The following is a 14,473-nucleotide window of genomic DNA, read 5'->3' as shown; positions in this document are numbered from 1 at the left end:
TCAAAAACAAAAAAGCCCGAGTATTAACTCAGGCTTTATTTTCAACTTCAATCAATACGCGAATTAATTAATAGAACTTAATTAAAGAGCATAACCAATGCCTTATTCGAGTAAACGTAAGGTTTCGCGATACGCACGCTTTTGCTCGTAGGTTTGTAAACGCTGCATAAATTCATCTGTCTTAGTCATTTCGGCGCTCATCTTTAACGCTTCAATTGCTTTTTGCTGCGTCGAAATTGCCGCACCAAAATCGCCGACTTCGGCATAAGCCGCCGCCAGATTATCTAAATTTGTCGGGTCGTTTTCATTCACTTTGAGCAACTTTAAGGATAACTCGACCGCTTTATTGCCATCGCGATACTCAGCTTCTGGGCAAGTCGCTAAAATCCACGCCACATTACCTAAGGCAACATCATCACCCACTTGGGAAAATTGCTCGACCGCTTTACCACAATTACGTTGCACACCATCGCCGCCAGAAGCATAAATAAAACCTAAACGGAATTGTGCCCAACGACTGCCCTGCTCACTCAAGGCTCGATACCAATGCTCGGCCACGGATAAGTCACGCTTGATCAATTGGCCTTCAAAAGACAGGTCGGCTAAGGTTTGCTGGGCTTTTTCATGTTGCTGCTCGGCGGCAAGTGAAATCCAGTGCAAACCAGAGGGCACTTCTTGCGCCACAAAACGGCCAGAAAGATACATTAATCCCAGCAAAAATTGGGCATCGGCGTCGCCTTGCTCTGCCGTCACCTGTATATGCACAAACTTACTGGCCGCGAGTTCGGCAGCAGGCTGCGGGATAGAAAATGCGTGCGCCGCAGAGCTCAGCCCGATCGTTAAGCTTAAACCTGCACCTAAAACCCATAATCTGTATTTCACTTGCTTACCTCTCTTAAAAGCGACTGCCCACAAAGTTAGCCAGAATTAACCCCATAAGTCGAGCCTAAATACACACAAACCTCAGGATAATGGGGGACGTTGTAGCAAATAAGCGCCGAATTTAAAAAGTGGAACATCTTATACTGTAATTTAGGGGCCTATTTTATCCATAATCTATAATAAAACGGCTTAATTAGACTGGTAAGATGTGATTAACTCGACAGAGTTAAGTGAATCCAGCGAGTTTCACGCCGATTTAGTTGACTTAAATCACTAAAGTAGCAAAATAAGCTCTAATTTTAGATGGTTAATTGCATTTATTCACTTATTCTAAAGTAAGACTTCCATCAAGTTTTTGTTAGTTTAATTGACGTAAAATGCTTATTTAGAATACTCTTACTTTCGTTTTAATCAATCGAGGAACACCAACATGGCTCTGATTGGTAAGCCAAAACCTGATCCAACTTTGGAATGGTTTTTATCACACTGTCACATTCATAAGTACCCTGCAAAGAGCACTCTTATTCATGCTGGTGAAGATTCAGATACTCTTTATTACATAGTAAAAGGTTCTGTAGCGGTATTGATTAAAGATGAAGAAGGTAAGGAGATGATCCTTTCTTATCTGAATCAAGGTGACTTTATCGGTGAACTAGGTTTGTTTGAAGAACAAGCCGAACGTACTGCATGGGTTCGTGCTAAGCAAGCTTGTGAAATCGCTGAGATTTCATACAAGAAATTCAGACAGTTAATTCAAGTTAACCCTGAAATTCTGATGAAGCTGTCTGCGCAAATGGCCTATCGCCTACAAAGCACCAGCCAGAAAGTGGGTAATCTCGCATTCTTAGACGTAGCTGGCCGCATTGCCCAAACGCTGTTACATCTGGCGAAACAGCCTGATGCTATGACGCATCCTGATGGCATGCAGATTAAGATCACTCGTCAAGAGATAGGCCAAATCGTTGGCTGTTCACGGGAAACTGTGGGTCGTATCTTGAAGATGTTAGAAGAACAGAATTTAATCCAAGCTCATGGTAAGACAATCGTGGTATACGGTACCCGTTAAGTTAGTCTTCAGCTTGATTTAAGCCTGCCTTATTAAAGTGGCCTAGAATAAATTCTAGGCCATTTTTTATTGGAGAGCTCAAATGAAACGGCTGTTTTTAATCTGTTTTTTCAGCCTGTTCACGCTGGCGCATCCAATAAAATTGAATGCCGAACCTATTGAATTAGAACACTATCAAGCCAAGGCACTCGTCAACTCTGGGCAAATACTGTCCTTAAACGGTACACTCGCCGTAGTTAATCAGTTTTGCCAAGGTGAACTAATTGATGCTCATCTCTATCAAGAAGATCATAAATGGCGCTATGATTTGCAAATCAAAGTTCAGCGTGGCCAAATCGTCAATCTCAGTATTGATGCAACTAACGGTCAAGCCGATCACTCAATAGCATTACCGAGCGAATGTCGAAAACATGAAACTGTTACTCGTTGAAGATAACCCAATGCTAGTCACCGAGCTGGAGAAACAACTCAAACTCGCTGGCTATGTGACCGATATTACAGACAAAGCGCTTGAAGCCGATTATCTGATCAAAGAAACCCAATACGATTGCGTGATCTTAGATATCGGCTTGCCCGACGGCAACGGCCTCGAACTGCTCGAAGGCTGGCGTAATCAAGGGATCAGCACTCCAGTCATCATGCTGACCGCACGCAGCCAATGGCATGAAAAAGTCGAAGGCTTTAATGCTGGCGCCGACGATTACTTAGGTAAACCTTTCCACGCACAGGAATTATTGGCCCGTATTCAAGCCCTTATTCACCGTGCGCATGGTCGCTTGAACACTTCTAGCAAGCAATTGAGCTATGGCGGCGTGATCTTAGACGAAGCCGAGCAAACGGTGAAAGTGGCAGACCAATTGTTTGAACTGACGGCGATGGAATTCAGATTGTTAAAAATCTTCCTGATGTCGCCTAAGAAGCTGTTATCTAAGACACAGCTCACCGATAAGCTGTATCAGTTTGACGATGAAAAAGAGAGTAATGTGGTCGAAGTTTATGTGACCCACTTACGTAAAAAATTAGGCAAAACCGCTATCGAAACCCGTCGCGGCCAAGGTTATATCTTCCACGGCATTATTGAATGATCTCGATCCGCACTAAGCTCAGTTTATGGTTAACGGGCTTACTGGTAATAGGCACAGTCATTGGGCTCATCTTGTTTGAGTCCATGCTGCGTCAAGCCTTCCATGACTCTATTATCAATCGCTTAGAAGAAGATCTCGAACATATTATGTTGGCAACCCATATCCACGATGGGGACATCAGCATAGATCAAAGCCAGCTTTCCAGTTTCTACAAGCCCGCCTATTCAGGCCGCTATTTCCAGCTTAACCTGCCCAATGAAGTCATTCGCTCGCGCTCCCTGTGGGATATGCAGTTAGATATCGAGCCACTCGCGCCAAATAAAACCCGTGTCTGGCAAGCTAAAGGGCCAAAAAATAACGATATGCAGCTGTTATCACTGGGATTAAATTCCAGTAGTGCCAATGTCAGCGCCACCTTAACCGTCGCCCAAGACTTGAGTATCGGCAGACGCGTATTTAGCGAAGTCTATGGCACTAAGCTTGGGATTAATCTGGCGATGTTAGTGGCTATGATCGCGGGGATCTTCCTCATCCTGCGCCAATCCTTTAAGCCAGTTAAGCATATTCAGCACGCGCTTTCGCGGCTAAGAGAAGGCGAGATTAACGCGCTGGAGCTGAATAATATCCCCCCCGAAGTGCAGCCACTCGCTAAGACTTACAACGAGTTACTCGAGTACACCGCCAAGCAAATTGAGCGTAGCCGCAATAACTTAGGTAACTTAAGCCATGGGCTTAAAACCCCGCTGGCCGTGATGCAGCAACAGGTCGAAGCCCTTGGTCTTAAAGATCCTGAAACCGCCATTGCCTTGCAGCAACAGCTGGATTCTATCCACAAGATGGTCGAGCGCAAACTGGCGGCGGCAAGGATCACAGGCGATATGCTTCCTGCGGCGCAGTTAGTGATCCCAAGGGATTTACACAGCCTAGCCAACACCTTAAATAAGGTTCACCGCAATAAAACCATCGAATGTGCTTTCGAACTCGACCCTAATATTCTCAGGCTGCCGATCCACAGGGAAGATGGCATGGAGCTCCTAGGCAATCTGCTGGACAACGCCTTTAAATGGGCCCAGAGCCGAATCAGCATTCAGTTATCACGCCAACAGGAGCGTCTCTGCCTTTGTATCGATGATGATGGTCCTGGGGTTGCCGATGATGAACTCGATAAGCTCACCCAAAGGGGCACTCGATTAGATGAGTCTGTCATGGGGCACGGCTTAGGCTTGTCGATAGTGAAGGAAATTGCCGAGCAATATGAGATTGGGCTTAAGTTTAGCCACAGCACTCGCTTAGGTGGACTGAGGATCGAACTGACCTTCAGTTAGTCTCGCTTAACATGCTCAGCGTTAAATGCTCTCTTTAAAATACTCATAAAAAAACGCCATCGAATTGATGGCGTTTTTTATGCTTAATGTCTGATGACGTTAGGCTTTATTCACGTTAAGCCTTATTCACGTTAGTACTTTCAAAAATCTTGTCGGCAGACGCAGCCACAAAGCCAGTATACAGCTCACCATTGGCCATAGGATAACGCAGCGCAAACTCATAGAAACAACTTGGGATTTCCACTGTCGCATCGGTGAATTCAAGGCCAATCTTATCGGCCATAGTCGACGATTGCTCTAATAACACTTCTGGCGAACCTTTGATCTCGCCGCCTGAGCCATTGAGCACAAAGCCCGCTTGCTTCAGGGCATCATTCACTGACTCTAAGGTTTCAAAACCGTCGAGGTGATTGATAGATACAGTGAAATGGTTAGCGCGATAGCCAAAAGCCGCTACCCAAGCCGCATATTCGCTCTCAGTTAATAAGTCCTGATAGGTTTTAGAATCTAAAGACCAATGGCGACCCGAGTAAATAAAGTTGTCCGCCGTGGTCGCGGCAGCATCTACTTGGGCGATTAAGCCTTGAATGGTCTCTTGTAGCGCTGGGCTAAATTCTTCAACTAATAGCTCAGAGATAAACACTTTAGGCTGAGTCGAATCTGGGTGTTCAAAATGCTTAGCGATCAATTTTTTCTGTTCAAACTTATAATCACCGCAAGGTACATAACCTAATGAAGTGAAATGCTTAGCAAGCACATCCAAATTCACCTTAGCGATGTTGAAAGTACGCAGGGCGATATGATCGTTTATGATTGGCTTACCATGGCCCAGCAGCGCGTGCACTTTTGCCGCCGAAGGGGTCATTTGAATATAGTCTTGCCACAGGGCGGCAAATAACGCGTTGATGTCAGTATGCATAAAAACTCCTTTTATTGTGCTGCGGTTATTGCTGTTATTTTGCCGCGAACACTAAATGTAACGACCTAAATGCCACTGTTGCAGCGTCACACATACCCACAGTAGAAGCTCAAGTTACGTTACTGCTTGTTATTAAAAAGGAAGAACATTCGTCCTTCCTCCTCTTTACCACGTACTCTTTACCAGATAAAAGTCAAATATCTACCCGCTTACAAGCTCAAACCTGGGCTTAATGTCGCAGGTAAGCTCACTGCATCGGCCTCGACCGAAGCGACAGGATAAGCACAGTAATCGGCGGCATAGAAAGCGCTCGCTCTGTGATTACCCGATGCACCTACGCCACCAAAAGGTGCCGCGCCCGATGCGCCAGTGATTTGTTTGTTCCAGTTAACAATCCCTGCACGAATGCGCGCAAGGAAATAGTCATAATCTTCACGGCTATCGGCCAGTAAACCCGCTGACAAACCATAACGCGTTTGGTTAGCCAGTTTGATTGCCTGATCGAAATCGCTATAACGCACTAGCTGTAGCAGAGGTCCGAAGTATTCTTCATCCGGCAAAACATCGATAGCCGTCACATCGATAAGGCCAGGAGAGACTAAACCCGTACCCGCTTCTAAATGGGTTAACTCGACTAACGACACACCGCCTAAGTTCAGCAGGTTCGCCTGCGCCGCAACCATACCTTTAGCAACAGTTTCAGAAATCATTGAGCCCATAAAAGGTTGTGGCTGCGCGTTCCAAGGGCCAACTTTAATCTGTTTGACCGCAGCGGCTAACATGGCAATCAAGGCATCGCCCTGCTCGCCTTGCTCTACATATAGACGGCGCGCACAAGTACAACGTTGGCCAGAGGAGATATAAGCCGACTGCAAAATATCGTGCACGGCAGCTTTGATATCCTGCACACCTTTAATGATCAGTGGGTTATTGCCACCCATCTCAAGTGCTAAAATCTTGCCCGGATGACCGGCATATTGTTGATGTAAAAAATGACCTGTGCGTGAGCTGCCAGTAAAGAACAGACCATCGAGCTGCGGGTGAGAAGCCAGTGCTTTACCCGTATCCACTTCACCTTGGACTAAGTTGAGCACGCCAGCAGGCAGACCCGCTTTATCCCATAGGCTAACCATCAGCTCAGCAACTTTAGGCGTCAATTCAGAAGGTTTAAAAATCACAGTATTCCCCGCTAGCAGCGCAGGCACTATGTGGCCGTTCGGCAAATGACCGGGGAAGTTGTAAGGACCGAACACCGCCACAACACCGTGGGGCTTATGGCGGATAACCGCGCGTCCCGCTGGCGTATCGTTGGCTTCAGTGCCCGTACGTTTATTGTAAGCCGCGGCTGATAGCGCAATCTTGCCTATCATGGCGCCAACTTCGGTCGCCGTTTCCCACAGAGGTTTACCCGTTTCTTGGGCAATCGTTTCAGCCAATTCCGCTTTATTGACTTCAAGTTGGCTGCGATACGCTTCGACTATGGCTAAGCGTGCATCGAAACCTAACATAAACCAATCAAACTGCGCGGCGCGCGCGGCATCAACGGCAGCGTTAACTTGTTCTGCTGTAGCCGTTTTACCTGTCCAAATAGTTTGAGCATTGGCTGGGTTAATTGAGGCCACGTCATGACCTTTGCCAGCATGCCACTGACCTTGAATATAATGTGTCATTTGCTATTCCTACATTGCCAAAATACGGATTTGATCGCCTTTTGCGAGTAACAAACCCGCTGCCAGCTCAGGGCTGATAATGATGTGTTCGGATTTTTCGTCCACAGCCAGTGCGGCAGACGTCGCTCGATAATTGGCTAATTGAGTATTTGAGATAATAAATTGAGTGTCGGCTTCGACCATGTCACCAATATCGACGGTTAATAAACGGCTTTCACGCACGCCGCGAATGTCCGATAAACGACACTCAACCGTTGGACCACCATCAAAAATATCCACATAACCGCGGCATCTAAAACCTTCGGCCTGCAGCAGACTTAATGCGGGACGGGTATTGGTATGCACTTCGCCAATCACTTTCTGCGCTTCTTCCGGCAATAGACAAACGTATACCGGATTTCGTGGCATCATTTCGGCCATAAATGCCTTTTTACCCAAACCAGAAAGATAATCTGCCTGAATAAAATCAATGCCTAAAAAGTGTTTTTGCAGCCAGCCATAGAAAGGTGAATGACCATCGGCATCGCTCACACCGCGCATTTCGGCAATTACAGTTTCGCCAAAACGCTTTGCATGTTGCGCCAAAAACAGAAAGCGACTGCGAGATAACATGCGGCCATTGTTGCCCTTGCGATACGCTTCACGCAAAAACAGGGTGCACATCTCGGCGGCGCCAGTGTAATCATGGCAAAGGGTGAGGGTTTCGACCTCGTTACGCACGTCAATTTGTTCGGAATGATAGACTTCGGTACCGAGTCGATAATGGTAAAACGCATCTTCCATTCCCACAGCTGCTTCGATAGCGCACGTCCCCACCACTTCTCGGGTGTCGGTATCTTCCAGCACCATCAGATAACCTTCATCGAAGGGCGCATCGACGGTTTTGACGAATGAGGCTTCTGCTCGCGCAATTTTATGTCTGAGCAAATCGGCATTCACGGGTAATGACGTAAAACCATGACCAGACTCTTCGGCAATTTGATATAAGGCTTCAAAATCGCCAGCCTGAATAGGACGTATGATTAACATCTTAGTGTCTCCTCACTTTGGCTTGCCGTGCATCAAGGCGCCTCTCTTCAAAAAGACAGGTAATGATGCACGTAAGTATTCCCTGACAAAAAAGGAGTGCGAATAAATTCAACACTCCTTTGGTCATTTAGGCGGCAGCTATGCTCGCCACAGCACGTTCAAAACGAGCTAGACCTTCAGCAATATCTGCCTCAGGGATCACCAGAGAAGGAGCAAAACGCACCACGTTAGCACCCGCCATCAGGCTCATTAAGCCTTCAGCGACAGAGGCTACCAAGAAGTCGCGTGAACGGCCTTGGTATTGTTCATTAAGAACTGCCCCTAACAGCAAACCTTTACCGCGTACTTCTGAAAATACATGGTATTTTTCATTGATTTTGTTCAAACCATCGCGCAATAACTGCTCGCGATGTTTAACGCCGTCTAACACTTCAGGGGTGTTCACTACGTCTAACACAGCATTACCGATAGCGCAGGCTAATGGGTTACCGCCATAGGTAGAACCGTGAGTGCCCACTTTTAGATGTTCAGCAATCTCAGCCGTTGTCAGCATAGCTGCGATAGGGAAACCACCGCCGAGTGCTTTAGCTGTGGTTAAAATGTCAGGCACGATTTCAGTACCCATGTAAGCGTACAGTTCGCCAGTACGACCCACACCCGTTTGCACTTCATCAAAAATCACTAGCGCATTGTGCTTGTTAGCCAGTTCACGCACAGCTTTTAGGAATGCAGGATCGGCATCAATAATACCGCCCTCGCCCTGCAGCGGCTCAAGCATGATGGCACAGGTTCTGTCCGTTACTGCAGCTTCTAATGCAGCAACATCGTTAAATGGCAGGTGAGTAATGCTCTGTGGCTTAGGACCAAAACCATCGGAATAGGCAGCTTGTCCACCAACGCTAACGGTGAAGAAGGTACGGCCGTGGAAGGCTTTATCGAATGCTATGATTTCGTCTTTTTCAACGCCGTGTTTTTCTAAGGCGTAACGACGGGCAAGTTTCAATGCGGCTTCGTTGGCTTCGGCGCCAGAGTTGGCAAAATACACTTTGTCGGCAAACGTGCTGTTAACTAATTTAGTCGCCAATTCTAAGGCAGGCTCGTTCGTCATTACGTTAGACAGATGCCATAATTTTTCGCCTTGTGTTTTAAGGGCATTCACAAGGGCAGGATGACAGTGACCTAAGCAATTTACCGCAATACCGCCAGCAAAATCGATAAACTCATTACCCTCTTGGTCCCAAACTCGGCTTCCTTCGCCACGAACAGGGATCACAGCAGCAGGCGCATAATTAGGCACCATCACTGCGTCAAACTGGGCACGGTCTAACTTCATATCAACGCTCATTCTTCTTCGTCCTTTGTGTTTGTTTAACGGCGCCTTGCACCGTCAGAGTCCCATAGGTATCTTTATCTAGAGTTAGTGATACTGGGATTGCTTGTGTCTATTAATAACCATTATTAGCGAAAATGTGATCAAAATACCAGTTTTTCACAAACATCAATCCTCGCACTTCCACCCAAAGTGCATAAAGATTGCAGTTTAAGAACTATACAAGCGGTTATGCCCGTGGCTTTCAGCATAATTAGTCAGAAAAAAAGTTATTTACCCCTCATTTTGCTAGCTATTCACTGAATGTGAATAACTACACCATTTTAACGAATCAAGTGTGAAAGCACAAAATGGCTAATTTTCGACCTCACTTCAAGGGCTTCTGGCAATAAATTGAACAAGGGAAACACATGGGGCATGTTAGGGTAAAAACAGCCCGTTATCTCGCCACCGCTGGCTTTGACTTGAGCGACTAGGCGCTCAGAATCCTGCAATAACAGCTCCCGCGTACCCGCAATCACTAAGATGGGCGGCAGATCTGCCAAGTCCCCCTGCAAGGGGGAAACTTTTGCTGACATGGGGTCGGCCCCCCCAAGATAAGCGCCACGTAAACGCAGCAAAGCTTCGATGGTGAAGAAGGGATCGTCAGCCGCGAGTATCAACTCAGTATCTCCGGTTAGTGCTAAATCCAACGCGGGAGATAACAAGATACAAGCCGTCGGCAAAGGCAGGGTTAAACGCTTTAATTCCAGCAACAAACTCAGGGCTAAATTGCCGCCAGCAGAGTCGCCCATGAGGATCACATTCTCAGCGCCCTTAAGCGCAATTAATCGCTTATAGGCTTCAAGCACATCATCAAATGGCGCAGGAAAAGGATGCTCAGGTGCGAGACGATAATCAGGAATATAGGCATCCAATTTACAACGTTGGCTGATATCTGCGATCAATCTTGCGTGGGCGTGGGGCGTTTTAAAACAAAAGCCTCCGCCTCGGATATAAAACAGATTGCCAAGGCGAGTTTGCTCATTGAGAAGCACATAGTGCAGCAAGCTAGAGTGTTGCAAAGGGATGGTGGCACTGACTAACTTATCCGGCCAAGGAAGCCAACGTTTATCGAGATCAAGCAACTTTTTACGCACCTGCGCTAGGGGGACTTTGGCCTTGCCGCGACTGATGGATGGCCTAGCGACATAAGATAAAATAGTATTCAGTACAGATGCTTGCCAGCTTGGCATATCCCTTCCTCTACTTAAACGCCGCCATCCCGACGCTCAAGTCGCAGGTCGTGGACTACAGCAGATCTAACTTCCTATAATTCTGTGCTTTTAAGCGCAGCACTTCTTGCTCAGTTAACTCGTAATAATCGAACATTAAACGCTTTTCTTGGGGATCGATTTGACGCATCTCTTCGAGTAATACCACCTTAGCATAACAGTTTGCCCGCGCGACTAATGCGGCCTGCGGTGACAATTCTCGATAGCTTAAGGTTAGGTCTAACTCCTTCAATAACCCAGTCAAAGGGCTCGCTTCAAACTTAAGTAACTCTAATAGCTGCCAGTTAAGTTTATGACCATGGCTTAACACTTGTTCAAACACCGCTTTGGCCGGAAACTCAGTGGCAATCACAGCATCATACACTTCCTTGTCACGGCTGCTGCTGGCTTCCCTTATCCACGCTCCCCAGGTTTGATCGAATAAGCGGGCACTCAAACTCAGCACAACCGAGGTGCCTAATTGATTGAGCAAGGCACTACTATAAACTAAGGCTGAGTCAGTATTATGAAGCTGAGCCAACGCATTGGCCGCGATACCACTGACTATGCTGTAGCGCCACAATTTACGGGTAGTCCACAGCAACTTAGCATTGGCGCTCGGCAGCCAATTACGCAGGCAAAAGTAAGGAATAATCGTTCGCAGGTTTTCAATACCGATGTAATTCATAACCAATTTAATATCAGTGACTCGCACATCTGAGCTCTGAGGCCGGCGGGCACGAAAAGACGGGCTGTTGACCATATTGGTTAAGTCGCGGCACAACCAACTTAAGTTACTGATCAGCGGTCTTAATCGCGTCGCATCAAGATTTTTTGCTAGCAGTAATTCCAGCAATAGAATTTGCGACTCATTGATCTCTGACTTAGCCAGAACCAGTTCGGGGGACGCGAGTTGATGCTCGATGGCGTTATTGACCGTTTCATGCAGCTGGCTCGACACGGCTTCGAACACTTCTTTGGCTTTAATTTGTTTCATCAAACGCGCTAAAATCGCTTCGCGCTCAACATCTAACTTATTCGCATCGGCCTCTAATTCAAGGTCGAGGTCATCCAAAAGAGTCGGGCTCGCTTTATGCTTTCCGAGGATCAATTGCTGATAGAGTCTGTGCTCTATCTCTATAATTTTGCCGGGTCTTACACCGCCCGCAACCGAAATCGCCACTATAAATCTTTCCTATATCGCTAATGCCCGAGTGACGTCAAAACAATCAAACTCTCAAAATCATTACAATTTCAGCACATACACTTAATCTTAGCAATAACGCAAAGTCGCAGAACACAAACATAGTGTTATATCGGATATTTCCTACTCAGTCGCCCAATAAAAAGGCCTCACAAAGAGGCCTTTACAGGAAGTAGAGCTGGGTTATTTGAGTTCTTGTTCAAATAGCTTATAGATACGGCGGTATTCGTCTAACCAGCTTGATGGCTGACGGAAACCATGGGGCTCGACAGGATAAATCGCCGTTTCAAAGGTTGGTTTTTCCAGTTCGATCAAATGCTGCACCATACGCACGCTGTCTTGGAAGAAAACGTTGTCGTCCATAACGCCACTCATAAGAAGCAGTGGTTTCGTTAATCCTTGAGCATGCTCAATCGGAGAGCTGCGCTCATAGGCGATAGGATCGACATCAGGCGTATTTAAGATGTTGGAGGTATAAGGCGCATTATAATGTGCCCAGTCCGCCACAGGACGCAGTGCGGCTCCTGCTTGGAACAGGTCTGGTGCAGTGAACAATGACATAAAGGTTAAGAATCCGCCGTAGGAACCACCATAAGTCCCGACACGTTGCGTATCGACATTCGTATTGGTTTCCATCCAGCTAACGCCATCCTTTAAGTCTTCGACTTCTGGATGACCCATATTGCGATAAATCGCGGTGCGCCAATCTCGGCCATAACCTTTAGAGCCACGGTAATCCATATCCATCACCACATAACCTTGCTGAGTCAGCAGGCTGTGGAACATAAACTCGCGGAAGTAACCGCTAAAGCCATAGTCAGCATTTTGCAGATAACCAGCGCCATGGTTGAAAATCACCGCAGGGTATTTCTCGGCGCGGGATTTATCATAGCCTTGTGGCAAATAGACGCGGGCGTACACCTTGCCGGCACCATGGCTTGAAGGTACAGCGACCACTTCTGGCGCTTGCCATGGATAGTTTTTAAAGGCATCGCTGGTGTAAGACGTCAGTTGCTTTAACTCACCGCCAATAGGTTGAACATAAAGTTCATTGGGCTGAGTACGGCGTGAAGCATTGAGTAGTAGCTGAGTGCCATCAGGACTTAGGCTGTAATCTAAGTTGCCATCCCACTGCGTTAATTGCTCATTTTTGCCTGTGGCTAAATTCACCCGATGAACGTTATAAATGCCAGGGTGAGTTTGGTTAGCTTTGTAGTAGATGTAATTTGCGTCCGGTGACAGCTGGATGTCGCTCACTACAAACTTACCTTGGGTTAAGGCGCGCGGCTTTTCACCGAGTCCTTTCACATAGAGCTGCGAATAACCTGATTCTTCCGACAAATAGTACAGAGAATCCGTCCCCGGCAACCAACCGAATTGGTTGTAGTCGTAATTCACCCAAGCGTCGTCATGCAAACGATGTTCGGTGGTGAATTTACCCTTAGTTAAATCGACACTGGCGATCCAACGATCTTTGTTATCGGTGGCTTCTAGCATCAGGGCTAATTTATCTTCCGATTCATGCCACTGAATCGCGCTCTGAGTCCAGCCCCAATCCTGAATTAGCTGAATCTTGCGTGGCGCTTTAGTGCTTTGGTAAGTTTCGCCTTTCGCTTTAGCATTCTCAGCTTTCACTTTGGCGAGTACATCTTCATCAAAACCAGTAAGGCCCTCGATAGTGATATCGACTTGTTTATGCTGGTTTAAATCAAGCACTACAAAGCGTTGTCCTGGTGGCGTATCTTCAGCCACACGTGCACGTACTGGCACAGGGTCGATATAACCATCGCTACCTAAGTAGTTAGGCATGATGTCGTGTTCACTGCTGCCGGTGTAATTCTTATCGGTCAGGGCGAGTAAGATATAGCGGCCATCCGGTGACAGACTAAGCTCTGAAACCACTTCGCTATCGCCTAAATACCAAGTGCTGGCGGCGAGCGTCGGGTCGCTTTTTTGCAATTCATCTTTGTACTGTGCTTTGGCTTTAGCATTCTCTTGCTGCAGCGCCACATACTTAATCAATCTGTGCTGTTGCTTGGCAATGTAAGACGTTGGCTCTTTTACACCTTCTGGGGCTTTCGCCATTTTAATTTCGGCAAGCTGCTCGACTAAGCCTGAGTCTTGATGAATTTGGAAAACATTGTCGCCCTGCCAATAGGCGATATCGCCATTATTGAGATAACGCACGCCATCGATGGCACTGCGCTGACGAGTCAGTTGGCTGATTTTACCTGTGCTTAATTGCTTAACAAAAATGTTGCCCTGATACAGATAAGCCTTGTGTGACTTAGTGCGATCAAACACACCAAACTGCTGATCTGCCACGTGTAATTTATCAAGCGCTAGCTCGACGGCGCGACTGTCATTGATGCCTTGCTGATAATAACTGCGCAGAGGTGAAGCACTCGCTTGGCGGGCAAATAGCACGCTTTGGCTATCGTCGCTCCAGTAAGCCTCTTTGGCGAAAACACCCATCCAATCGGGATTTGCCATAATTTGATTAAGCGTAAGTGCCTGTGAAACCTGTGGCGGTTGGGCTAAGGGAACTTGGAATGCTTGTGGGGATGATGCAGGAGCTGCTGTTTCAGTCGATGTCGCTGCGCAACCTGCCAACACGGCAACCGCTAACGCACTTAAACCCAAATTTCGCATTACGCTTCTCATTTGTCCTTCCTTTTATTGTTATCGCAACGGCTAAATGACCCAGTCT

At 46.9% G+C, this 14,473-nt stretch carries 12 protein-coding genes; 4 read left to right on the top strand and 8 right to left on the bottom strand.

Annotated features, from left to right (window positions below):
- Positions 1–102: 102 nt before the first annotated feature.
- A complete protein-coding gene (locus FW758_RS03115) occupies positions 103–882 on the bottom strand; it encodes a tetratricopeptide repeat protein (RefSeq protein ID WP_011845736.1) in 780 nt (259 codons plus the stop codon).
- 430 nt (positions 883–1,312) lie between these two features.
- Here FW758_RS03115 and crp point away from each other — a divergent pair, with 430 nt between their 5' ends.
- From crp to FW758_RS03095, 4 genes are all read left to right on the top strand, one after another.
- A complete protein-coding gene (gene crp, locus FW758_RS03110; RefSeq protein ID WP_006080082.1) occupies positions 1,313–1,948 on the top strand; it encodes a cAMP-activated global transcriptional regulator CRP in 636 nt (211 codons plus the stop codon).
- Between the two features lie 82 nt (positions 1,949–2,030).
- A complete protein-coding gene (locus FW758_RS03105; protein WP_446444596.1) occupies positions 2,031–2,378 on the top strand; it encodes a PepSY domain-containing protein in 348 nt (115 codons plus the stop codon).
- A complete protein-coding gene (locus FW758_RS03100) occupies positions 2,359–3,033 on the top strand; it encodes a response regulator transcription factor (protein WP_006080080.1) in 675 nt (224 codons plus the stop codon). Before FW758_RS03105 ends, FW758_RS03100 begins: the two co-directional genes overlap by 20 nt.
- Positions 3,030–4,358, top strand: a complete 1,329-nt coding sequence (locus tag FW758_RS03095; protein ID WP_446444595.1) for an ATP-binding protein — start codon at positions 3,030–3,032, stop codon at positions 4,356–4,358. The genes FW758_RS03100 and FW758_RS03095 overlap by 4 nt, the downstream gene beginning before the upstream one ends.
- Before the next feature lie 115 nt (positions 4,359–4,473).
- On the opposite strand, the gene FW758_RS03090 is transcribed toward FW758_RS03095, so the two are convergent.
- From FW758_RS03090 to FW758_RS03060, 7 genes are all read right to left on the bottom strand, one after another.
- Positions 4,474–5,277 carry a DUF1338 domain-containing protein gene (locus FW758_RS03090; RefSeq protein WP_107949274.1) on the bottom strand — a complete coding sequence of 268 codons (804 nt, stop codon included), beginning with the start codon at positions 5,275–5,277 and terminating at the stop codon, positions 4,474–4,476.
- A 209-nt stretch (positions 5,278–5,486) separates the two neighbouring features.
- Positions 5,487–6,947, bottom strand: coding sequence for a succinylglutamate-semialdehyde dehydrogenase (gene astD / locus FW758_RS03085; protein ID WP_446444594.1), 1,461 nt, complete (start codon positions 6,945–6,947; stop codon positions 5,487–5,489).
- A 9-nt stretch (positions 6,948–6,956) separates the two neighbouring features.
- On the bottom strand, positions 6,957–7,976 hold the full coding sequence (astA, locus tag FW758_RS03080) for an arginine N-succinyltransferase (RefSeq protein ID WP_012090250.1): 1,020 nt from the start codon (positions 7,974–7,976) through the stop codon (positions 6,957–6,959).
- Between the two features lie 127 nt (positions 7,977–8,103).
- Entirely contained in the window at positions 8,104–9,321 is a 1,218-nt protein-coding gene (locus tag FW758_RS03075; RefSeq protein WP_006080073.1) for an aspartate aminotransferase family protein, read from the bottom strand.
- 308 nt (positions 9,322–9,629) lie between these two features.
- Entirely contained in the window at positions 9,630–10,541 is a 912-nt protein-coding gene (locus FW758_RS03070) for an alpha/beta hydrolase (protein WP_063881800.1), read from the bottom strand.
- Between the two features lie 55 nt (positions 10,542–10,596).
- Positions 10,597–11,742: an HDOD domain-containing protein gene (locus FW758_RS03065; RefSeq protein WP_006080071.1), complete on the bottom strand. Its 1,146-nt coding sequence runs from the start codon at positions 11,740–11,742 to the stop codon at positions 10,597–10,599.
- 204 nt (positions 11,743–11,946) lie between these two features.
- Positions 11,947–14,427: a S9 family peptidase gene (locus FW758_RS03060; protein ID WP_446444593.1), complete on the bottom strand. Its 2,481-nt coding sequence runs from the start codon at positions 14,425–14,427 to the stop codon at positions 11,947–11,949.
- Between the last annotated feature and the right edge of the window lie 46 nt (positions 14,428–14,473).

Source organism: Shewanella sp. 1180_01, from assembly GCF_052850535.1.
The sequence above is the reverse complement of the archived record's forward strand: the minus strand, read 5'-3'. Positions and strand labels throughout refer to the sequence as shown.